This window comes from Streptacidiphilus fuscans (genome assembly GCF_015690355.1).
GTDB lineage: Bacteria > Actinomycetota > Actinomycetes > Streptomycetales > Streptomycetaceae > Streptacidiphilus > Streptacidiphilus fuscans.
In genome coordinates this window covers 1-20,894 of the sequence record NZ_JADPRT010000020.1, presented here as the reverse complement: position 1 = coordinate 20,894, position 20,894 = coordinate 1, and the positions used below count along the sequence as shown (strand labels likewise).

Sequence of the window (20,894 nt, the reverse complement as noted above, 5' to 3'; positions counted from 1 at the left end):
GGCCCCGGAGCTGGACTGTACAAGGGCGCAGGCCCTCTGTGCTGCGGTTTCACCTCGTCAGCACCGAACACACGCCCAACCGACGCCCAAACGCCCCCAACTGCCGCGACAGCCCCAAACCACCGCGACAGTCGTCACACGGCTCAGGCCGTGACGAAACGGAGTGCCGGGTGGGAGAGCTCGACGGAGGTGAGGCGGACCCGGATCTCCGCGCCCAGCGGCAGCGGGCCGTGGCCGTTGTCGTCGGTCAGGGGGGCGCGCACCGCAGGGTCGCAGAGCTGGACGGTGCCGCGCACCGGGTGGCGCTCGTCGACGTCGATGACGATGCCGTCGAAGAGCTCGCCCTCACGGCCCGTCAGCAGTGCGGCCTCGACCAGGTCCACGCAAGCGCGCTCGACCTCGTGGGCGCGGCGGTCGCCGGACGCCATCAGCGCGGGCAGGGTCGGCAGCGCCTCCCGTACCCACGTCGGGGGCTCCTGACCGGCCGTCAACGCCACGCACACCTCTCCCGCGAAGCGGTCGACGAGCCGTCGCAGCGGAGCGGTGCAGTGCGCGTACGGCGCGGCGACAGCCGCGTGCGCCGGGCTCCCGGGGGCGACGCCGCCACCGGGGACGTCGAAGGCGGTGTACCCCGCGCCGCGCAGCAGGCCGGTGCATTCGTTGAGGAACGCGGCATGCGCCGGGAGCTGCGGATCGAGCGAGCGGATCAGCTGCGGGTAGGGGAGGTCCATCGGCCAGTCCACGTGCAGCGCCTGGGCGATCCGGTGCAGCTTCTCGAACGCGTTGGGTGGCGCGCCCGGGAGGGTGCGCAGGATGCCGACGCCGCCTTCGAGCATCAGACCGGCCGCGGCCATCCCGGTCAGCAGCGAGATCTGCGCGTTCCAGCCGTCGGAGGGGAGCGGCGCGCGGTAGGCGAGGGTGTAGCCGTCGCCGGGGATCTCCTCGACCTCCTGCTCGGGGATCGGCAGGCTGATCCCGCCACGGGCACGCTCCCGCTCCTCGCGCAGCGGGCCGATGACGCCGAGCAGGGCGAGCGGTTCCTCTGCGGTGCCGGTGTCGAGAGCCTTCTGGACGCCCGCGTAGTTCAGCTTGGCCCGGCTGCGGACCAGTGCGCGGCGCAGCCGGGTCTCGCGCAGTTCGCCGTCCGCGTCCAGATCCAGCTGCCAGAGCAGTGCCGGGGCGTCCTGGCCGGGGAGCAGGCTGGCCGCGCCCTCGGAGAGCTGCGGCGGATGCAGAGGGACCCGGACGTCGGGGAAGTAGAGCGTCTCGACCCGTCGCCGAGCCTCGGCGTCTATCGCGCCGCCGGGCCGGACGAAGGCGCTGACGTCGGCGATCGCGTAGTGGACGCGGTAGCCGCCGCCGGGACGGCGCTCCAGGTACATCGCCTGGTCCAGATCGCGCGACTCGGGCGGGTCGACGGTGAAGAGCGGCAGGTCCGTCGCGTCGAACTCGGGCAGGACGGGGGCGGCCGAGGCGGCGGCCACCTCGGCGAGCACGGCGTCCGACCAGCCGTCCGGAAGCTCAAGCCGGGCCCTCAGGGCGGCGAGTTCCGTGTTGATCCGGGCGGTCCCGGCGGTCCGTACGCTCAGCAGTCGACGCGGCACGCGCCCAGCGTAGTTGCGTGCCGCGTCGAACAACGAGGCAGGGCCTGCGGGAGACTCGGGCCGGAGTCTCGGCGGCCTACCGGTACGGGTTCTCCGACGGCGGTTGCTGCGGACCGGCGCTGCCGGGGTCCTGCGGGAGGCCGCCGTAGGGGTTGCCGCCGGGGGCGGGGCGCGGCGGTTGGCCTGGCGCCGGGGGAGGCCCGGCGGGGCCGGGGTTCGCGCTCGCATACGGGTTGCCGCCGCCCGGCGCGGGCGGCTGCGCAGGGGGCGCGCTCTGCGGCAGCCCGCCGTAACCGCCGCCGTATCCGCCATGCCCGCCGTAGCCGGCCCCCGAGCCGGGTGCAGGCGGCGAAGCCATCGGCGGAGCGGGCGGCGCAGCGGGGTAACCCGTGCCCGGAGCCGGGACGAACCCGCCGTCCACAGGAGCCGCTCCCGCTCCCGCCACGCTGCCGTCCACCACGCTGCCCCCCACCGCCGCGACACGCTTCGCGCTCGCGAAGCGGCGGACCACGGCCGCGCCCGCCGCGCCGAAGACCGCGCCCTCGACCAGGCCGAGCACCACCGCCAGCAGCAGATTGCCCGTCACGCTCAGCCCGGCGCCCGCCGCGTCGAAGCCGAAGACCGACAGGTTCGCGTTGACCGAGACGTCGGCCAGCATCAGCAACACCGGCGTGACCACCGCCAGCCCCACGCCGAGGCGCAGCGCCGCGCCGCCCACCTCGGAGCCGATCGACTCGGATCCGCCAGCCCGGGAATCGCCAGCCCCCGACCCGCCAGCCCCCGACCAGCCGGTCGCCGGACGCGGGGTGCGCACCGCCGCGTAGACGCCGACGGCGAAGAGGGTCAGCACCACGCCCACCGGCAGCAGCCAGACCCTGCCGTCCAGCGAGGCCAGCGACGAGACGGTGATGGTCTTGCCCTGGCCGCCCGCCAGCAACTGGTTGACGGGGGACGGCAGGAAGTGGGTCAGCGGACCGCTCGCCTGGCCGTTGAGGGGGATGCCCATGCCCAGCGCGATCGCCAGATAGATGCCGTTGGGCGCGGCCAGCAACGCGCCCCCGATGGTCTTCGCGCCGCCGTTGCCGGTGAGGCCGACGATCACACCCGCGACGGTGCCGACGGCGACCGTGCCGAGGTAGATCGTGGTGATCGCGGATGCGACCGGGCGTACGGTCCGGGTCAGGCCACTCCAGGCGGCGGGCAGCGGCACGCGTCGGGCCGCGACGCACGCGAAGGCGAGCACCAGCACCACCCACAGCAGCCCGAAGCCGAGCGTCGGCAGCAGGTCGACCTTGAAGCCCACCGTCTGCTGGCTGTTGCTCCCGAGGATGCCGCCGAGCAGACCGCCCAACCCGCCATCACCACCACTGCCACCACTACCGCTGCCCGCTTGCGCGCCCGCGTGCACGCCGGAGTGGACGGAGTTGCCGAGCAGCCCGCCCAGCGCGCCGCCGATCCCGCCGTCGGAACCGCCCGTGCCGCCGCCGGCGCCGCCGCTCGAACCGCCCGTCGTGCCGCCGGAGGAACCACCGCCCCCGCCACCGAGGTTCAGCGCGACGGAGCCGTCGCCCGACCACGCGACCACCGTGAGCAGGACCAGGAACGCCACCACGGCCCCGGCCGCGCGCGCGAGCAGGTCGGCCGGGGTGGGCGCGGCGATCCGCCGCAGCTGGGCGGTGAACAGCCAGCCGAGCACCACCGCGCCGACGACGGTCAGGCCCAGCGGCAGGATGTCGATCGCGCCCTGGGCCGCCGCCGCGTCAAGTCCGAAGACGGACACGTCACCTGTGGGGTTGACCTTTCCGCCGACCGCCATGGACACCAGGACGGCGGTGACGGACCCCAGGTTGGCGCTCTTGTCGAGCCCGAGCAGGTGCACTCCGAGCGCGCCGACCGCGCCCATCGCGACGATCGCCCAACTCGCGGCCATGGCACTGAAGACGATGCCGCGGACCAGTCCCGGACCGAGGCCCTGCCCCGTCGTCCGGCCGGAACCCGCGCCGGGACCCCCGGGCCCGGACGGTCCGCCAGGCCCGCCTGGGCCTCGCCGCGCTGGCTGTGCGTTGCCGTACCCCGTCATCGCCACACCATCCCGAACCATCCCGACGCTCGCGCGAACGACCGCAACGTCCGCCCCCTGGCGTCAGGTTGCCACAGTGTCACGGTCCGGCGTCATGCCACCGGTCCCGGTTCTCTGTTCGGTGACCGAGCTGGAATGATTCCCCCAGTAGTTCACCATCCCTACACTGCCCCTGAAAACGAAGGGGCTCACACGGGGGACACAACGTGGGACAGGCAACCGTGCCGCAACTTGTACTAGAGATCAACGGGCAGCGAGCGACGCTGGAACCCGGTCGCAGTTACAGTGTCGGGCGCAACCCTCAGTCGGACTTCTGCATCAACGACGCCCGGGTGTCATGGCAACACGCCACCATCTCCTTTGCGGGCAACGCCTGGTTGTTCCAGGACCTCGGCTCGACCAACGGCACGTTCGCGGGCGGGCAGCGGACGACGCAGGTCTACCTCGGCGACGGATCGGTGATCCTGCTCGGCAACGCCGAGAACGGCCCGAGGCTGAGCTTCACCGGAGTGCCGGCCGCGCAGCCGGTGCAGCAGCAGCCGTTCCCCGGTCAGCAGCACGCACCTCAGGCCCAGCCTCAAGCTCAGCCTCAAGCCCAACCACAGCAGGCGCAGCAGGCCCAGCAGGCCGCCGCCTGGCACGAGCAGAGCACCTCCCGCTACGGCAGCGCGCAGCCGCAGCAGCCCGCGCAGCAGCAGCCGTACCCGGGACAGCCGCAGGCACAGCAGCAGGCGCAGCAGCCCTACCAGGCTCAGATCCCGCAGCAGCCGTACAACGCCGGGGCCGGGTACGGCGCTCCCAACGCCGCCCCCGCCTACAACGCCGCCGCAGGCTACGCCGCACAGCCGCAGATGCAGGTGCCGCAGCAGGGCCAGCAGGCGCCGTCTCCCGTCTACGGCGCGCGCAACCCGACCATGGTCCGCAACCTGACGGCGGGCCTGAAGACCATCCGGATCGGTCGTGGTCTCGACAACGACCTGGTCGTCTCCGACCTGCAGGTCTCCCGGCACCACTCCGAGCTGCGCCAGCTGACCGACGGCCGCTACGAGATCGTCGACCTCGAGAGCCACAACGGCACGTACGTCAACGGTCAGCCGATCTCGCGTCAGGTGCTGACCGCCCAGGACATCGTCGGTGTCGGTCACTCGACCTTCCGTCTGGTCGGGGACCGGCTCGAGGAGTTCGTCGACACCGGTGAGGTCTCCTTCTCCGCCCGCCACCTGACCGTCGAGGTCGAGCACAAGGGCCAGAAGAAGATCCTGCTCAACGACGTCAGCTTCGCGGTCCCGGAGAAGTCCCTCATCGGGGTGATCGGCCCGTCCGGCTCCGGCAAGTCGACGCTGCTGCGCGCGCTGACCGGCTACCGTCCGGCCGACCGCGGTGACGTCCTCTACGACGGCCGTAACCTCTACAAGCAGTTCGCCGAGCTGCGCCAGCGCATCGGTCTGGTGCCGCAGGACGACATCCTGCACTCGCAGTTGACCGTCCGCACCGCGCTCGAGTACGCCGCCGAGCTCCGGTTCCCCGGCGACACCGAGAAGGCCGAGCGCCAGCGTCGCGTCGAAGAGGTCCTGGTCGAGCTGCACCTGGAGAAGCGCGCCGACAACCGGATCACCGCGCTCTCCGGCGGCCAGCGCAAGCGCGTCTCGGTCGCGCTGGAACTGCTGACCAAGCCGTCGCTGATCTTCCTGGACGAGCCGACCTCCGGTCTCGACCCGGGCATGGACCGCGATGTCATGAAGATGCTGCGCGACCTGGCCGACGAGGGTCGCACGGTCCTGGTCGTCACCCACTCGGTGGCCGAACTCGCGCTCTGCGACCGGCTGTTGGTGATGGCACCGGGCGGTTCGGTGGCGTACTTCGGTCCGCCGAAGGAGGCCCTGCACTTCTTCCAGTGCGAGACCTGGGCCGACGTCTTCCAGGCCTTCGAGAACCACGCCGAGCACGACTGGGGCGGCCGGTTCCGCGGCTCGGTGCACTTCCAGATGTACGCGGCCGACGTCGACGCGGTGCAGGCCCAGTCCGCGCAGATACAGCACCACCAGACCCAGCCGCCCAAGCAGCAGAGCTGGGGCTCGCAGCTGTCCACGCTGGTGCGCCGCTACCTGGCGGTGATCGCCTCGGACCGGGGCTTCATGCTGCTGTCGCTGCTGCTGCCTGCGGTCCTCGGTGTCGTCAGCATGGTCATCCCGTCACCGGACGGCCTCAAGCCGGGCCCGGGGGGCCTCAACACGAATGCCCCCACGATCATCCTGATCATGGCTGTCGGCGCCTGCTTCTCCGGAGCTGCCAACTCGGTTCGAGAGCTGATCAAGGAGCGGGTGATCTACGAGCGGGAACGCGCCGTCGGCCTCTCCCGCAGCGCCTACCTGATGTCCAAGGTCGTGGTCCTCGGCGTGGTCAGCGTGGTGCAGGGCGTGCTCATCTGCGGTATCGGGTTCTCGACCCGGAAGCTCCCGTCCGGGCTGATCGTCTCCAGTTTCCCGGCCCTGGAGATGACGATCCCGATCATCCTGCTGAGCTTCGCCTCGATGATGTTCGGTCTGGTCATCTCGTCGCTGGTCAAGACCACCGAGAAGACCATGCCGCTGTTGGTGATGTTCGCCATCGTCCAGGTCGTCTTCACGGGTTGCCTCGGCTTCGCCATCGCCGGCAGTCCCGGACTGGAGCAGATCGCCTGGCTGATGCCGTCCCGGTGGGCCGCCGGAGCCCTGGGCACCACCATCGACCTTGGCCGTCTGATCGGCTCCCCGGACTCGATGTGGCAGCACACCGCTTCCCAGTGGCTGATCGACTGCGGCGCGCTCGTCGTCCTCAGCGCGGTCCTGGGGTTCATCGTGATCCGACTGCTGCGCCGGCACGAGCCCGAGGTCATGCGCAGCCGCTGACCCGGACGCACGGGGTCAGGACGACGTGAGGGGCGGGGACCGACGGTCCCCGCCCCTCACGCGTTCCCGGCTCGCTCCTCACCGGCTCAGGATCAGGTGCAGGTCGCCGAACTCGTGCCAGAGGTAGCCCTCGCGCAGCGCCTCCGCGTAGCTGCGGTCCAGCAGCGGCCGGCCCGCGACGGCCTCCAGCATCAGCAGGTGCGAGGCGCGCGGTTCGTGGAACCCGGTGAGCAGGCCGTCCACCACCCGGACCCCGCGCTCGGGGGTGATCACCACCTCGGTCCACTCCGAGCGCGCCCTGACCACCCCGGACGCGTCCGCCGCCGACTCCAGCGCCCGCACCGCCGTCGTGCCCACGGCGACGACGCGTGAGCCCGCCGCGCGTGCCGCGTTGACCACCCGCGCGGTCGGCTCGGGCACCTCGAACCACTCGGCGTAGGGCGGCTCGTGGGACTCCACCGACGCGACGCCGGTGTGCAGGGTCAGCGGCACCACCTGGACGCCCCGGCTGACCAGTCGGGTGACCAGCTCCGCCGTGAACGGCCGTGCCGCGCTCGGCATCTCCGCCGATCCGGCGCGCGGCGACGGCTCGGCGAAGACAGTCTGATAAGCCGTCAGATCACGGTCGATGTTCGTGTAGGAGTAGCGGATGGCCCGCCCGTAACGGGCCAGGTACGCCAGCGGGTCGGTCGCGCCGAAGCAGGCCCGCCACAGGCGCGGCGGCGTATCCGCCGGCCGCCCGCCCCCGGGACTGACCGCAGGACCGACCGGCGCGAGCAGCGTCACCCGCGCGCCCCCGGTGAGCCGGACGGTCACGTCCGCCGCGGCTCCTCCCGTGACGAGGCGCTGCCGGGTGGACCCCTTGCCGTCGGGCGTGCGCAGTTCCACGACCCACTCGCTGTCCGAGTGCCGGGTCGAGAAGTGGACCACGACCGGCTCGCCGGTCTCGGTGACCCGGCCGTCGACGGCGGCGGGTAGCGTCGCGGAGGTGTTGACCACCAGCACGTCGCCCGGCTCCAGCAGCTGCGGCAGCTCCCGGAAGGCGTGGTGAGTGACCGTCAGCCCGTGCCGACGGGCGACCATCAGCCGGACGTCGTCGCGTCCGCTGCCGCCGCGCTCCTCGGGCGGGGCCACGGCCTCCAGCTCCGGCGGCAGCTCCCAGTCGCCGAGCCCGTCGACGAATCCCGCGTCCGTCACGTCGTCCTCCCGCAGATCTCCCACCCGGCTCACCGCGCGACCCCCGCCTCGACCCCTTCGGCCTGCTCGGCCCGCTCGGCCTGCTCGGCCGCCAGCCCCGCCGCCGTGTAGCGGCCGCTCGGCAGCCGGCCCTCGACCAGCGCCAGCAGGGCAGGGACCGCCTGCTCCTTTGGCAGCGGGGCCTGCGCCGCCGAGTCCGCGTCCGCCGCCGCGTACATCGCCGTGTTCATCTCGCCCGGGTCGACCCACCAGACCCGCAGCGCCGGCTCCTCCCGCTTCAGCACCGCCGACCACTGCTCCAGCGCCGCCTTGGTCGCGCCGTACGCGCCCCACGTCGGGTACGCCTCGACGGCGGCGTCGGAGGTGATGTTGAGCAGCGCGCCGTCGTGCGCCAGCAGCTGCGGCAGCGCCTCCTGCGCCAGCCCGAGCGGCGCGAGCACGTTGACGTCGAACGCGCGGCGCAGCACGTCCAGGTCCTGCTCGGCCAGCGTCACCAACGGCTCGGACCCGTCCACGCCCGACCCCAGCACCCCGGCGTTGTTGACCACCAGGCTCGCGCCGCCCAGGTCCCAGGCCGCGGTGACGAGCGCGCTGCGGTGCGCGGGATCGGTCACGTCACCCGCGACCGGGTGGATGCGGCCGCCCTCGGCGGCGAGATCGGCCAACTCGGCGGCCAACTCGGCGAGCCGCTCGGCGTGCCGACCGTCCACGACCACGTCCCAGCCCCGCTCGGCCAGGGCCAGTGCCAGCGCCCATCCCAGTCCTCGCGACGCCCCCGTCACAATGGCGACTGTCATGGCGATCCCTCCTGTTGCCGACCTGTGTGCAGAACGCTTCCGACACCGCCGAAGCTAGGCCGCCGCGGGTCCCGTCCACCTCGGGCGACCGGCCTCGGGAGCCGGGTCCCTTCGACCTAGGCCCGCAGACCTGCGACCGACCTCCCCACGTCCGATGCCCCGGGGATCACCCGGCGGTACGGTGACGGCATGTCGACAGACGCGTGCCCGCCGTACGAGGACGGTTCCAGCGACCGGTGCCTCGGCGGGATCGAAGCGATCAGCTCCGCCGTGCTGGCCATGAGCCGGCACCTCGAAGTGCGCGAGGTCCTGCAGCGCATCGTCACCTCCGCCCGCACCCTGGTCGGCGCCCAGTACGCGGCGCTCGGCGTGCCCGACGACCACGGCGGCTTCGCTCAGTTCGTCGTCGACGGCATCTCCGACGACCAGTGGCGCGCGATCGGCCCGCTGCCGCGCCAGCACGGCATCCTCGCCGCGATGCTGCACGAGCCGGACCCAACCCGCCTCGCCGACGTCCGCCAGGACCCGCGCTTCGGCGGCTGGCCCGGCGCGCACCCGGACATGCAGGCCTTCCTCGGGGTCCCGATCCAGGACGGCGAGGAGATCCTCGGCGCGCTCTTCCTGGCCAACCCGGAGGGACGCGAGAGCTTCTCCGGTCACGACGAGGAACTGCTCCGGATCCTCGCCGCCCACGCCGCACTCGCCCTGGTCAACGCCCGCCTGTACGAGCGCAGTCGCGAGCTCACCCTGGTCGGCGAGCGCGCCAGGATCGCCCACGAGCTGCACGACGCCGTCTCCCAGAAGCTCTTCTCGCTCCGGCTCACCGCGCAGGCCGCCGCCACACTCGTGGAACGCGACCCCGCCCGCGCCCGCGCCGAACTCGCCGAGGTCTCCCGCCTCGCCGCCGAGGCCGCCGACGAACTCCGCAGCGTGGTGGTCGAACTGCGCCCGGCCGCGCTCGACGAGGACGGCCTGCTGCCGACCCTCGCCTCCCAGGTCGACGTGCTGAACCGGGCGCACACCGCGCACGTCCGCTTCTTCCACGACCGCGTCGGCGCACTGCCCGCAGCGCAAGAAGAGGCTCTCCTGCGGGTCGCCCAGGAGGCGCTGCACAACGCCCTTCGTCACTCCGGCGCGACCACCGTCGAGGTCGAACTCCGCACCGTACGCGGCTCGTCCGGCACCGGACGCGGCGCGCGGCTGCGGGTGACCGACGACGGCAAGGGCTTCGACCCCGAGCAGACCCGCCGCGCGGGCCGCCATCTCGGCCTGGTCTCCATGCGGGACCGCGCCGCGGGCGTCGGCGGCGCGCTGCACATCGACTCGTCCCCGGGAGCGGGGACCGTGGTGGTACTGGAGGTCCCCGGTGGCTGAACCGACCATCAAGGTGCTGCTGGTCGACGACCATCAGGTCGTCCGCCGCGGCCTGCGCACGTTCCTCGAGGTCCAGCCGGACATCGAGGTCGTCGGCGAGGCCGCGGACGGCGAGGAGGGCGTCGCCCGCGCCGAGGAGCTCCGGCCGGACGTGGTCCTGATGGACGTCAAGATGCCCGGCACCGACGGCATCGACGCCTTGCGGATGCTGAAGGAACGCGGCAACCCGGCCAAGGTGCTGGTCGTCACCAGCTTCACCGAGCACCGCACGGTCGTCCCCGCGCTCCGCGCCGGCGCGGCGGGATACGTCTACAAGGACGTCGACCCGGAGGCTCTGGCAGGGGCGATCCGCAGCGTCCACGCGGGGCACGTCCTGCTCCAGCCGGAGCTCGCGGAAGCGTTGCTCGCCGAGGAGTCGGCGGGCCGCGCGCCGCAGGGCCGCGGCGGCACGCTGACCGACCGCGAGCAGGAGGTCCTGGGGCTGATCGCCAACGGCCGCAGCAACCGCGAGATCGCTCGGACGCTGACCCTCTCGGAGAAGACGGTCAAGACGCACGTCTCCAACATCCTGATGAAGCTGGATCTCCAGGACCGCACCCAGGCCGCGTTGTGGGCGGTCCGCAACGGAGCTGCGGGCTGAACCTGTTGCAGCGGAGTTACTGCTGCTGCCGCAGGTGGTTGCACCATCAGGGGCGCGGGGAACTGCGCGAGTAACCACCCTGTGCGGATGGCCCTGTTCGTTCGGCCGGCCAGCTGCGTGGGTGGCTTGTCGCGCCGTTCCCCGCGCCCCTGAGCAATTGCCTGGTTCCTCGCCTGCAGAATCCCCGCGCCCCCTGATGGTGCAACCACCTGCGGCAGCAAACCGCTCAGCGTCGATCCGCAGCCGGCTCGTCCACGAGCGAGTTGTACGCCGCCACCCGTGCCCGCCGAGCCGCGCGTTCCAGCGGCCGCAGCGCGTCCGCCCGCGCTGCCATCTCGCCGGCGCTCACCGCCGCGCCCTCGCTCAACGCCGCCACCGCGACCAACGCGGCGACGCGCCGCGCACTCTGCAGCACCCGGACCGCCCGCGCCGAGTACCCGGGCGCCAGCAACTCCTCCGCCTCCTCCGCCCGCGTACGCATCCGCGCAAGCGCCGTCTGCACCGCCGGGCCCGCGCCCGCGACGTCGAGGCGGACCAGCGACTCCGTCGCCTCGCGCATGCCTTCCAGCAGCTCGCGTTCCGCGTCCCGCAGCGCGGGGACGTCCGCGGGGAAGCCGGGAACGACCGGCAGCGCGTGCCAGGTGACGGCGAGTACGCCGTCGTCCTCGTGGTCCGCGCCGTGCCACAGCGCCTCAGGGACCAGGCCCCACGGTGCGTCGACGGCGACGACCGCCTCGCCGGTCTCCAGCGCGCGGGCGTTGAACTCGGCCGGGCCGGTCAGGCCCAGCGGGTGGCCGGCGGCGGGGAGGGCCAGCCGTAGGCCCGTCGCGCCGAGGGTCCGCAACCGGCCCAGCGCCAGCGTCAGGCCGACGCCGTCCGCGCCCGGCAGACCGCGGACGAGGTGTGTCTCGTCACTCCCGCGGACCGCCTCGGCCGCGTCGTCGGGGGAGGTGAGGCCCGCGAACCAGGCGTTGCCCCAGGCGACAAGTCGGGCGGACCGGGGTTCTTCGTACGCTTCGTGCGCTTCCGTCTGCGGCATGGGCCAAGCCTACGGAGCATCTGGTCACCTCGGTGGCGTAGGTTTGGACGGGCTCTGCTGACCCAATGGCAAGGCGAGCCGGGTGCGAGAGAACAACTCTTCTTTTCATTGGGGAAGGCGTACGCAATGAGCGACGTGCTGGAGCTGGTGGACGTTTCCGTGATCCGGGACGGACGTCCGCTGGTGGAACAGGTGTCCTGGGCCGTCGCGGAGGGCGAGCGTTGGGTCGTCCTCGGTCCGAACGGGGCCGGTAAGACGACACTGCTGCAGGTCGCCGCCAGCTACCTCTTCCCCAGCGCCGGTACCGCCGCGATCCTCGGCGACAAGCTCGGCTCCGTCGACGTCTTCGAGCTGCGCCCCCGGATCGGCCTGGCCGGCGCCGCGATGGCCGACAAGCTGCCCAAGCGGCAGACCGTGCTGGAGACCGTCCTCACCGCCGCCTACGGCATGACCGCGCACTGGCGCGAGACCTACGAGCAGACCGACGAGTCCCGGGCCCGCCTGCTGCTCGACCTGCTCGGCATGGCCGAGTACACCGACCGCAAGTTCGGCACCCTTTCCGAGGGCGAGCGCAAGCGCACCCTGATCGCCCGCGCGCTGATGACCGACCCGGAGCTGCTCCTTCTCGACGAGCCCGCCGCCGGTCTGGACCTCGGCGGTCGCGAGGACCTGGTCCGCCGCCTCGGCGCGCTGGCCCAGGACCCGATCGCCCCGGCGATGATCATGGTGACCCACCACGTCGAGGAGATCCCGCCGGGCTTCACCCACGTGCTGATGATCCGTCAGGGCAAGGTGCTGGCCGCCGGTCCGATCCAGGAGACGCTGACCGCCCGCAACCTCTCGCTCTGCTTCGGCCTGCCGCTGACCCTGGAGCACGAGAACGGCCGCTGGGCCGCCCGCGGCCTCCCGCTGGGCTGACGTCGCCTCCCGCTGGGCTGATGTCGGTCAGGCTGACGCGCCGTCCTTTCCGGCGGGGGTGTCCGTCGTGCCCTTGTTGTGATGATCTTTGCCTCCGTTTCCTGACGGCGGACCAGTCGCGCAACTACCATGGTTCCCGTGGAGAGTTGGGCATGGTGGCTGCTGGTTGCGGTGTTGCTGTGCGCCCCCGTGGTGCACACCGCCGCGATCGAGTTCGTCATGTTCGGGATCGGAGCGGGTGCGGCGTCGCTGACGGCCGGGCTCGGCGGCGGGATCGTCGTGCAGTTCGTCGTCTTCCTCGCCACCACCGTCGGTCTCCTCGTCCTCGTCCGACCGATCGCCAAACGCCAACGGCGCAGCGCTCTTTCGGTCCGGCACGGGATCGAGGCGCTGAAGGGGGCGGAGGCCGTCGTGCTGGAACGCGTCGACGAGCACGACGGACGGATCAAGCTCAAGGGCGAGATCTGGTCCGCGCGTGCGCTGGCGGCGGGTCAGGTCTTCGAGCCGGGGGAGAAGGTCAGCGTCGCGGAGATCGACGGTGCGACCGCCGTCGTGCTCTGACGCACTCCCTGCGCCCCCTGTCCGCCCGCGTCGCGGGCGGTCCTGCTGGGTACCTAGCCACACAACGTCAAAATCGCACAGCGTCAATGCACACAGCGTCAGCGTCAAGTTGTTCGAGGGTCTGTCGAGGGAGTCCCTGTGGAAACCGTGATCATCGTCCTGGTCATCGTGGCGGTGTTCGTGTTCGTCGTCCTGCTGCGGACGATCCAGGTGATCCCGCAGGCCCAAGCGGCCATCGTGGAGCGCTTCGGCCGGTACACGCGCACGCTCAACGCCGGGCTCAACATCGTGGTGCCGTTCATAGACACCGTGCGCAACCGCCTCGACCTGCGCGAGCAGGTCCAGCCGTTCCCGCCGCAGCCGGTCATCACCCAGGACAACCTGGTGGTGAACATCGACACGGTGATCTACTTCCAGGTCACCGACCCGCGCGCGGCCACCTACGAGGTGCAGAGCTACCTCCAGGCCATCGAGCAGCTGACCATCACCACGCTGCGCAACATCATCGGTTCGATGGACCTGGAGTCGACGCTCACCTCCCGCGAGACCATCAACGCCGGTCTGCGCGGCGTGCTGGACGAGGCCACCGGCAAGTGGGGCATCCGCGTCAACCGCGTCGAGCTCAAGGCGATCGAGCCGCCGACCTCCATCCAGGACTCGATGGAGAAGCAGATGCGCGCCGACCGTGACAAGCGCGCGGCGATCCTCCAGGCCGAGGGTGAGCGGCAGTCGGCGATCCTCAAGGCGGAGGGCAAGAAGCAGGCCGACGTGCTCCAGGCCGAGGGTGAGGCACAGGCCGCCGTGCTGCGCGCCGACGGTGAGGCCGCCGCGATCCGCACGGTCTTCGACGCCATCCACTCCGGCGACGCGGACCAGAAGCTGCTCGCCTACAAGTACCTGGAGACCCTCCCGCAGATCGCCCAGGGCGACGCCAACAAGCTGTGGATCATCCCCAGCGAGGTCGGCGACGCGCTCAAGGGCGTCGGCGGCGCCTTCGCCGGGATGGCCCCCAAGGGCGTCCCCGGCATGGGCGGCCCGGCCGACGGCGCGGCGGTGACCGCCGCCAACGGCAGCACCCCGAACCTGGACAAGCGCACCGAGCGCCCGGAGCTCGACCCGGAGTGACCCCGCGGCTCTGCTGAGTCCCTTGACTCTGCTGACTCTGCTGATCCCGCACGAGACCCCGGCGCGCCGTCCCGCGCGCCGGGGTCTCGTGCGTTCTCGGCGAGTAGCGTGCTGCGCATGAGTACGCGTGACCTCCTCACCGACGAGCAACTCACCGACGGGCTCCGGTCCCTGCCCGAGTGGCACCTCGAGGGCGACTCGATCCGGCGGACCGTGCAGGCCAGGGACTTCCCGGCGGCGATCCGCATCGTCGTCGCCGTCGCGGAACAGGCCGAGGCGATGGACCACCACCCGGACATCGACATCCGCTGGCGGAACCTGCACTTCACGCTCTCCACCCACTCCTCGGGCGGTGTCACCGCCCTGGATCTGAGGCTCGCCGCCCTCATCGATGCCGCCGCCCTCGCGGAGGCATGAGATGCTGGCTCGCGCATCAGGCAGGCGGGAGCGGTACGGGACCCATGGAACGAGACGACACCACCGGGATGCCGGGCGATAGCCCGCAGGAGCAGCAGCAGTACTGGCAGCAGCAGCCGTACGACCCCTACGGTGCGCGGCAGTACGACTACTCCGGCTATGCCGAGCAGCAGACCCCGCCGCCGACCGAGGGCTACTACGCCCAGCCCACCGGCTACGAGGCCACGTACGACGGGACGTACGCAGGCACGTACGAGGGCGGTACGGGCACGTACGACGGCAGTTACTACGACCCCTCGGGCTACCAGCAGTCGTACCCCTACGCGACACCGGATCAGCCGCAGACGTACGACGCACAGGGATACGACGCGCAGACGTACGACCCGCAGCAGTACGCCTACTACGGCCAGGACGCGCAGGGCGTCGAAGGGTTCCAGGGCGTCCAGACCACCGAGCAGCCCTACTGGACGGCAGAAGGCGTCGGAAACGGGGTCGGTGACGGGATCAGCGGCGGGATCGGCACGGACCTCCCCTTCCCGGCCCAGGCGACGGCCCCCGAGCAGGAATCCGCCCTCCACTCCGACCTCTCGCCCGACGCCGCATCCGACCCCGACGCGACCGACTCCGGCACCGCCGACGCCACCGCAGCCGGCGCCACCGCCGTCAGCCGACGCGAGCGGCGTGGCCGGGGAGCCGCCCCCGCGCCGCAAGGTGACGGAGTGTCAGCCCTGCGCGACCGCGCCGTCGCCGCGCTCGGAGGCGGGCCGAACGGCGACCGGAAGACCCTGATGACGCGCGTCGGCATCGCCGCCGTCGCGCTGGTCGTGCTCGGCGGCGCGGGCATCTGGGTCGCCGGGAGCGGTTCCAGCGGATCCTCGCCGTCGAGCGCCGCCGGCGCCGCCGCCCAGCCTCAGGCGAACATCGGCGTCAACCACACCAAGTCCTGGGCCGCCCCGGCCGACGCCGGAGCGACCGCCAACGGCGGCAACGCCAATGACGGCCTGGTCGGCTCCTGGCTGCTCAGCAACGCCGTCGTGCGCGGCGACGGACTCGGCGTCACCGCCTACTCCACGACCGACGGCCACAAGCTCTGGAGTGTGACGCCGCCCAGCAACGGCGCCGTCCCCTGCGCGATGTCGAGTTCGGTCAACAGCGCGGGCATCGGCGCGGTGGTCTTCCAGTCCCAGCCCGGTGGCAACCAGGCCTGCTCGGAGCTGGTCGCGGTCGACACCTCCAGCGGCCAGGCCAAGTGGAACGCCACGCTCTCGGGCGGCAACAGCAACAGCTTCGGCGCGTCCGTGACGGTGACGGACAGCAGGGTCGTGGCCGTCGGCAACTCCGCCACCGGTTACGACGCGACCACCGGCAAGCAGTCCTGGAGCTACGGCGGACCGGGGAAGTACTGCGCGCTCTCCGGCAGCGGCGACGGCACCGCGCTGCTGGTCCAGAGCACCTGCGCCGACACCTCGATCAAGCAGCAGATCCTCTCGCTCGACCCCAACACCGGCAACCTGATCTGGTACCGGGGTCTGCCGTCCAACGCCCAGTCGTACACCGTGCTGTCGGCCGACCCCGCAGTCGTCAGCGTCCACATGAGCGACCCCACCCAGGACCAGATCAAGGCGTGGGACGCCAAGGGCAACCCGGAGGCGACCATCCCGGTCTCCCAGTCCGGCGGCACCATCGACTCGACCCACGGCAGCTTCGACCCGGACCCGGCGCTCTTCTTCGCCGGGAACACCATGGTCGCGGCGGTCAGCCCCTCGGCGCAGTCCTCCGCGGCCGCCTCCGGGCCCGCCGTGATCACCGCGTTCGACCTGATCAGCGGCAAGCAGCTGTGGCGCACCACCGCCCAGGAGAAGGGCGCGGGCGTGCCGGTCGGCATCGACGGCAACGACGCGGTCGTCGCCACCGACGAACGGCTCGGCCAGCCCGCCCGCCTCAGCCACTTCGACCTGACCTCGGGCACCGAGACGGTCGGCGGAACCTTCCCGCAGGGCACCGGTTCGCTCCTCGGCTCGGGCCGGGTGCTCTACCGGGGCAGCACGGTGGTGGCGCTGCCGGAGTACACCGGCAGCTACAGCACCGCCGTCACCGCCTGGACCGCCGCCAGCTGACCGCCGCGAGCTGACCCGCACCACCGTGGGAGCCTGGCGCGCGGCGCTGCGCCGTCACGCCGCGCGGTCCCGATCCCGGTCCCGATCGCGGTCCCGGACCACGGGGCGGCCGTCGACGGTCAGCCCGAGCGCGGCGATCAGCGCCGCGTCGGGCGTCGGTTCGAAAGGGCGGTGCAGCAGCTTCATGCCCGCCTGCTCCGGAGTCCGGTCCGCCTTCCGGTGGTTGTCCGCCGCGCAGGCCGCCACCGTGTTCAGCCAGGTGTCCTGCCCACCGCGTGACCGCGGCAGCACGTGGTCGACCGTGGTGGCCTTCCGACCGCAGTACGCGCAGCGGAAGTTGTCCCGGGCCAGCACACCGCGCCGCGACCACGCCGCCCGTTGTCGGAACGGCACCCGTACGTACCGCTTGAGTCTGACGACCCGTGGCATCGGCACTTCCACATTGGTACCGCGCACCCGTCGTACCGGGTGGGCGTGCTCGACCACGGCCTTGTCCTGGAGTACCAGCACCACCGCGCGCTGCAGCGTCACGGCCGCCAGCGGCTCGTACGTCGCGTTCAGCACCAGAGTCTTGCGCATGGCCAAGCCACCTCCCGTTCCCGGTCCGCCCCAGGTGGACGGTGGGTCCACTCTGCGGGCGGCCCGGATGCCGGGACAACGCAATTTCGGTGACCTGGGGGTTACGGTCTGGTCGTCACCGCGTGTTCATTGCCGCTGGTTGTCGCAGGTGCTGGTGCCGCGTGCCGGTTACGGGTGCTCGTACTCCGCGACCAGCTGACCGCGCCCGATCGCGTGGAAACGCAGGTTGAACCCGACCACGGCGGGCGACGCGTCGGCGTCCGGGTCGAGCTTCTCCTGGTCCACGGCGTAGACCGTGAACACGTACCGGTGCGGCCCGTCCCCGGGCGGCGGCGCGGCGCCGCCGAAGTCCCGCGTCCCGTAGTCGTTGCGCACCTGCACGGCCCCGGCCGGGAGCCCCTTGAAGTCCCCGCTGCCGGCGCCCGTCGGCAGCTCGGTGACGTCGGCGGGGATGTCGAAGACGGTCCAGTGCCAGAAACCGCTGCCGGTCGGCGCGTCCGGGTCGTAGCAGGTGACCGCGTAGCTCTTGGTCCCGGCCGGGGCACCGGACCAGCTCAGCTGCGGCGAGGTGTTCCCGTGCGCGTACACCTGCGCGTCGGGCAGCACCCCGCCGTCGGAGACGTCGTCGCTGGTGACGGTGATCGACGCGACCGGCGGGTGGAAGTCGTGCGGGAGCGGACGCCGCTTGGGCTCCGACATGTCGTCAGCCTCCTGTGGTTTCGGCAGAACTGGTTCGCTCGAAGTCTGCCGGTCAGCCTAGTCTCGCGGTGTGTCGAAACCAGGTGCCGTGCCGAGCGAACCCCGCACTCCCCTCACGACGGAGTTCTTCGACCGCCCCTCGCCGGAGGTCGCCCCCGAACTCCTCGGCCGGGTCCTGGCCTGCACGCGACCGGACGGCGAGGTCGCCGTCCGGATCACCGAGGTCGAGGCGTACACCGGCGACACCGACCCCGCCTCGCACGCCTACCGGGGGCGCACCGCCCGCAACGCCGTGATGTTCGGCCCGCCCGGCTTCGTCTACGTCTACTTCACCTACGGCATGCACTTCTGCATGAACCTGGTCACCGGCCCCGGCACCGCCGCGGGCGCCGTGCTGCTCCGCGCCGGCGAGGTCGTGGACGGCATCGACCTCGCCCGCGAACGCCGCCGCTCCGCCCGCCGCGACATCGAGCTCGCCCAGGGCCCGGCGCGGCTCACCCAGGCACTCGGCGTCGACCGCGCGCAGGACGGCGAACCGCTCGGCGGCCCGGTCTTCCGGATCCTCTCCGGCGAACCACCGGCGCCCACCCTGATCCGCCAGGGCCCGCGCACCGGCATCGCCCAGGCCGCCGACGTCGAGCTCCGCTTCTGGATCGACGGCGACCCGACCGTCAGCCCGTACCGCCGCCACGTCCCGAAGCGCCGCAAGCCCGACGCGTGACCGCCCGCCGGGGGAGACCCGGGCCAGGCCCGTCCGCTCCGTGAATCGGATTGGCCAAGACGGGATCCTTTCAGCGACCCTGTACACGGCACTGACCGGAGACACGGCACGGACCACACAGCACCGACCGGACCCGACCAGGCCGAACGAACCAACGAGCTGACCGACCGAACGAAGAGACGAGGGATCGTGACCGACATCGTCGACGAGCTCCAGTGGCGTGGGCTCATCGCCCTTTCCACCGACGAGGACGCCTTGCGCAAGGCCTTCGCGGACGGCCCGGTCACGTTCTATTGCGGCTTCGACCCGACCGCGGTCAGCCTCCACCTGGGCAACCTGGTGCAGATCCTCACCATGAAGCGGATCCAGCTGGCGGGCAACAAGCCGCTGGGCCTCGTCGGTGGGGCCACCGGTCTGATCGGCGACCCGAAGCCGACCGCGGAGCGCGTGCTCAACGACCCGGAGACCGTCGCGGAGTGGGTCGGGCGCCTGCGCGCCCAGATCGAGCGCTTCCTCGACTTCGACGGGCCGAACGCCGCCCAGATGGTGAACAACCTCGACTGGACCTCGGGGATGTCCGCGATCAACCTGCTGCGTGACATCGGCAAGTACTTCCGGGTCAACAACATGATCGCCAAGGAGGCCGTCGCCCGACGGCTCAACTCCGACGCGGGCATCAGCTACACCGAGTTCAGCTACCAGGTCCTCCAGGGTCTGGACTTCCTGGAGCTCTACCGCCGCCACGGCTGCATGCTGCAGACCGGCGGCAGCGACCAGTGGGGAAACCTGACGGCCGGCACCGATCTGATCCGCAAGGCCGAGGGCGTCAGCGCGCACGCCCTGGCCACTCCGCTGATCACCAAGGCGGACGGCACCAAGTTCGGCAAGACCGAGACGGGAACCGTCTGGCTCGACCCGGACCTGACCTCTCCGTACGCGTTCTACCAGTTCTGGCTCAACGCGGACGACCGCGACATCTCCAAGTTCCTCCGCATCTTCAGCTTCAAGTCGCGCGAGGAGATCGAGGAGCTGGAGCGGCTGACCGAGGAGGCGCCGTTCAAGCGCGCGGCGCAGCGCGCCCTCGCGGAGGAGCTGACCGTTCTCGTCCACGGCCAGGACCAGCTCGACCGCGCGGTCGCCGCGTCCAAGGCGCTCTTCGGCCAGGGCGACCTGACCGAGCTCGACGAGCGCACCCTGGCCGCCGCGGTCGCCGAGCTGCCGAGCGCGCAGGTGTCCGAACTCGGCGAACTGGTGGACCTGTTCGTCGCCACCGGCCTCTCCGCGAGCCGTTCGGCCGCCCGCCGAACGGTCAACGAGGGCGGCGGCTACCTCAACAACACCAAGATCGACGACGAAGCAGCATCGGCCACGCCGGCCGACCTGCTCCACGGCCGCTGGCTGGTCCTGCGCCGCGGCAAGCGCAACCTTGCCGCGGTCGAGCTGGTCCGCTGAGGCGCTGACCTGCACGTTCACCCAAAAGGGGGAGATGTGACACGCATCTCCCCCTTCGTGTTTGACGTAAACCTATGCAGGGTCTAATGTTGGTCGAGTCGCCTGAATCGGACAGATGCGTCGTACGGAGCGTCGCTCCGCCGCACCAGTCCAAAGTGACCAACCCGCAGCTGATTCACTCTCTTGATCGATCTCGTTGGCATCGGTGTCTTCCGAGCCGGAACGAGCTCTATTTGGCGTGCGAATTTGCGTACGGAACGCGGATTTCCCGGTCTTCGGAAAATGCGCTAACGTAGCGGACGTCGCAAACGAGCGACTCCCGACTTTCCAGCCGGGAAGCGGAAAAACCGGTCGGCGGATCTGCTAAGCTGGAAAACGAAGGAAGCGCCCGGAGGGCCCGGTGAGACGGGACTGAAGGAAGCGTCCGTTCCTTGAGAACTCAACAGCGTGCCAAAAGTCAACGCCAGTTACTTTTGAGAACAAATTTTCAGCGAGGACGCTGAGTGCAGACCTGGCCTATTCCGCCGGGTGCTGCACCGCTCTCGTGAATGAAGCATTTACGGAGAGTTTGATCCTGGCTCAGGACGAACGCTGGCGGCGTGCTTAACACATGCAAGTCGAACGGTGAAGCCCTTCGGGGTGGATCAGTGGCGAACGGGTGAGTAACACGTGGGCAATCTGCCCTG

General features: G+C 71.4%; 17 protein-coding genes and 1 rRNA gene. 11 read left to right on the top strand and 7 right to left on the bottom strand.

The window, feature by feature from the left end:
* Nucleotides 1–143: 143 nt before the first annotated feature.
* Both I2501_RS34070 and I2501_RS34065 read right to left on the bottom strand, forming a co-directional pair.
* Nucleotides 144–1,604 carry an RNB domain-containing ribonuclease gene (locus tag I2501_RS34070; protein ID WP_196198043.1) on the bottom strand — a complete coding sequence of 487 codons (1,461 nt, stop codon included), beginning with the start codon at nucleotides 1,602–1,604 and terminating at the stop codon, nucleotides 144–146.
* Nucleotides 1,605–1,680: 76 nt separating this feature from the next.
* Nucleotides 1,681–3,684, bottom strand: a complete 2,004-nt coding sequence (locus I2501_RS34065; RefSeq protein ID WP_268927032.1) for a streptophobe family protein — start codon at nucleotides 3,682–3,684, stop codon at nucleotides 1,681–1,683.
* Nucleotides 3,685–3,905: 221 nt separating this feature from the next.
* On the opposite strand from I2501_RS34065, the gene I2501_RS34060 reads away from it, so the two are divergent.
* A complete protein-coding gene (locus tag I2501_RS34060; protein ID WP_328806828.1) occupies nucleotides 3,906–6,572 on the top strand; it encodes an FHA domain-containing protein in 2,667 nt (888 codons plus the stop codon).
* 78 nt (nucleotides 6,573–6,650) lie between these two features.
* On the opposite strand, the gene I2501_RS34055 is transcribed toward I2501_RS34060, so the two are convergent.
* Nucleotides 6,651–7,769, bottom strand: coding sequence for an S-adenosylmethionine:tRNA ribosyltransferase-isomerase (locus I2501_RS34055; protein WP_328806827.1), 1,119 nt, complete (start codon nucleotides 7,767–7,769; stop codon nucleotides 6,651–6,653).
* 29 nt (nucleotides 7,770–7,798) lie between these two features.
* Nucleotides 7,799–8,566 carry an SDR family NAD(P)-dependent oxidoreductase gene (locus I2501_RS34050; RefSeq protein WP_196198041.1) on the bottom strand — a complete coding sequence of 256 codons (768 nt, stop codon included), beginning with the start codon at nucleotides 8,564–8,566 and terminating at the stop codon, nucleotides 7,799–7,801.
* 189 nt (nucleotides 8,567–8,755) lie between these two features.
* Between I2501_RS34050 and I2501_RS34045 the strand changes: the two genes are divergently transcribed.
* Both I2501_RS34045 and I2501_RS34040 read left to right on the top strand, forming a co-directional pair.
* A complete protein-coding gene (locus tag I2501_RS34045; protein WP_196198040.1) occupies nucleotides 8,756–9,940 on the top strand; it encodes a GAF domain-containing sensor histidine kinase in 1,185 nt (394 codons plus the stop codon).
* Complete coding sequence (locus I2501_RS34040) at nucleotides 9,933–10,580, top strand: response regulator (RefSeq protein WP_196198039.1); 648 nt, start codon at nucleotides 9,933–9,935, stop codon at nucleotides 10,578–10,580. Before I2501_RS34045 ends, I2501_RS34040 begins: the two co-directional genes overlap by 8 nt.
* A gap of 226 nt (nucleotides 10,581–10,806) precedes the next feature.
* On the opposite strand, the gene I2501_RS34035 is transcribed toward I2501_RS34040, so the two are convergent.
* Complete coding sequence (locus I2501_RS34035; RefSeq protein ID WP_196198038.1) at nucleotides 10,807–11,619, bottom strand: hypothetical protein; 813 nt, start codon at nucleotides 11,617–11,619, stop codon at nucleotides 10,807–10,809.
* 126 nt (nucleotides 11,620–11,745) lie between these two features.
* Here I2501_RS34035 and I2501_RS34030 point away from each other — a divergent pair, with 126 nt between their 5' ends.
* The 5 genes from I2501_RS34030 to I2501_RS34010 all read left to right on the top strand — a co-directional run bounded on the left by I2501_RS34030 (nucleotide 11,746) and on the right by I2501_RS34010 (nucleotide 16,757).
* Entirely contained in the window at nucleotides 11,746–12,537 is a 792-nt protein-coding gene (locus tag I2501_RS34030; RefSeq protein WP_196198037.1) for an ABC transporter ATP-binding protein, read from the top strand.
* Between the two features lie 129 nt (nucleotides 12,538–12,666).
* Nucleotides 12,667–13,098: an NfeD family protein gene (locus I2501_RS34025; protein ID WP_196198036.1), complete on the top strand. Its 432-nt coding sequence runs from the start codon at nucleotides 12,667–12,669 to the stop codon at nucleotides 13,096–13,098.
* Nucleotides 13,099–13,236: 138 nt separating this feature from the next.
* A complete protein-coding gene (locus I2501_RS34020; RefSeq protein WP_196198035.1) occupies nucleotides 13,237–14,223 on the top strand; it encodes an SPFH domain-containing protein in 987 nt (328 codons plus the stop codon).
* A 117-nt stretch (nucleotides 14,224–14,340) separates the two neighbouring features.
* Complete coding sequence (locus tag I2501_RS34015) at nucleotides 14,341–14,640, top strand: 4a-hydroxytetrahydrobiopterin dehydratase (protein WP_196198034.1); 300 nt, start codon at nucleotides 14,341–14,343, stop codon at nucleotides 14,638–14,640.
* Nucleotides 14,641–14,684: 44 nt separating this feature from the next.
* Entirely contained in the window at nucleotides 14,685–16,757 is a 2,073-nt protein-coding gene (locus I2501_RS34010) for an outer membrane protein assembly factor BamB family protein (protein WP_196198033.1), read from the top strand.
* A gap of 54 nt (nucleotides 16,758–16,811) precedes the next feature.
* Here the strand turns inward: I2501_RS34010 and I2501_RS34005 are convergent, their stop codons facing one another.
* A complete protein-coding gene (locus I2501_RS34005) occupies nucleotides 16,812–17,336 on the bottom strand; it encodes an HNH endonuclease (RefSeq protein ID WP_196198032.1) in 525 nt (174 codons plus the stop codon).
* A gap of 168 nt (nucleotides 17,337–17,504) precedes the next feature.
* Entirely contained in the window at nucleotides 17,505–18,035 is a 531-nt protein-coding gene (locus I2501_RS34000) for a YbhB/YbcL family Raf kinase inhibitor-like protein (protein WP_196198031.1), read from the bottom strand.
* 70 nt (nucleotides 18,036–18,105) lie between these two features.
* Between I2501_RS34000 and I2501_RS33995 the strand changes: the two genes are divergently transcribed.
* The 3 genes from I2501_RS33995 to I2501_RS33985 all read left to right on the top strand — a co-directional run.
* Nucleotides 18,106–18,756: a DNA-3-methyladenine glycosylase gene (locus tag I2501_RS33995; RefSeq protein ID WP_328806825.1), complete on the top strand. Its 651-nt coding sequence runs from the start codon at nucleotides 18,106–18,108 to the stop codon at nucleotides 18,754–18,756.
* A 189-nt stretch (nucleotides 18,757–18,945) separates the two neighbouring features.
* Nucleotides 18,946–20,208, top strand: a complete 1,263-nt coding sequence (gene tyrS / locus I2501_RS33990) for a tyrosine--tRNA ligase (protein ID WP_196198030.1) — start codon at nucleotides 18,946–18,948, stop codon at nucleotides 20,206–20,208.
* 556 nt (nucleotides 20,209–20,764) lie between these two features.
* Nucleotides 20,765–20,894, top strand: a 16S ribosomal RNA gene (locus I2501_RS33985); the annotation flags it as partial.

What these genes read in the sequence shown, in the direction of transcription:
- I2501_RS34025 (WP_196198036.1), top strand. Translation starts at nt 12,667, where the DNA reads ATGGTTCCCGTGGAGAGTTGGGCATGGTGGCTGCTGGTTGCGGTGTTG.
- I2501_RS34045 (WP_196198040.1), top strand. Translation starts at nt 8,756, where the DNA reads ATGTCGACAGACGCGTGCCCGCCGTACGAGGACGGTTCCAGCGACCGG.
- I2501_RS34050 (WP_196198041.1), bottom strand. Translation starts at nt 8,566, where the DNA reads ATGACAGTCGCCATTGTGACGGGGGCGTCGCGAGGACTGGGATGGGCG.
- I2501_RS34030 (WP_196198037.1), top strand. Translation starts at nt 11,746, where the DNA reads ATGAGCGACGTGCTGGAGCTGGTGGACGTTTCCGTGATCCGGGACGGA.
- I2501_RS34010 (WP_196198033.1), top strand. Translation starts at nt 14,685, where the DNA reads ATGGAACGAGACGACACCACCGGGATGCCGGGCGATAGCCCGCAGGAG.
- I2501_RS34035 (WP_196198038.1), bottom strand. Translation starts at nt 11,619, where the DNA reads ATGCCGCAGACGGAAGCGCACGAAGCGTACGAAGAACCCCGGTCCGCC.
- I2501_RS34005 (WP_196198032.1), bottom strand. Translation starts at nt 17,336, where the DNA reads ATGCGCAAGACTCTGGTGCTGAACGCGACGTACGAGCCGCTGGCGGCC.
- I2501_RS34000 (WP_196198031.1), bottom strand. Translation starts at nt 18,035, where the DNA reads ATGTCGGAGCCCAAGCGGCGTCCGCTCCCGCACGACTTCCACCCGCCG.
- I2501_RS34015 (WP_196198034.1), top strand. Translation starts at nt 14,341, where the DNA reads ATGAGTACGCGTGACCTCCTCACCGACGAGCAACTCACCGACGGGCTC.
- I2501_RS34065 (WP_268927032.1), bottom strand. Translation starts at nt 3,684, where the DNA reads ATGACGGGGTACGGCAACGCACAGCCAGCGCGGCGAGGCCCAGGCGGG.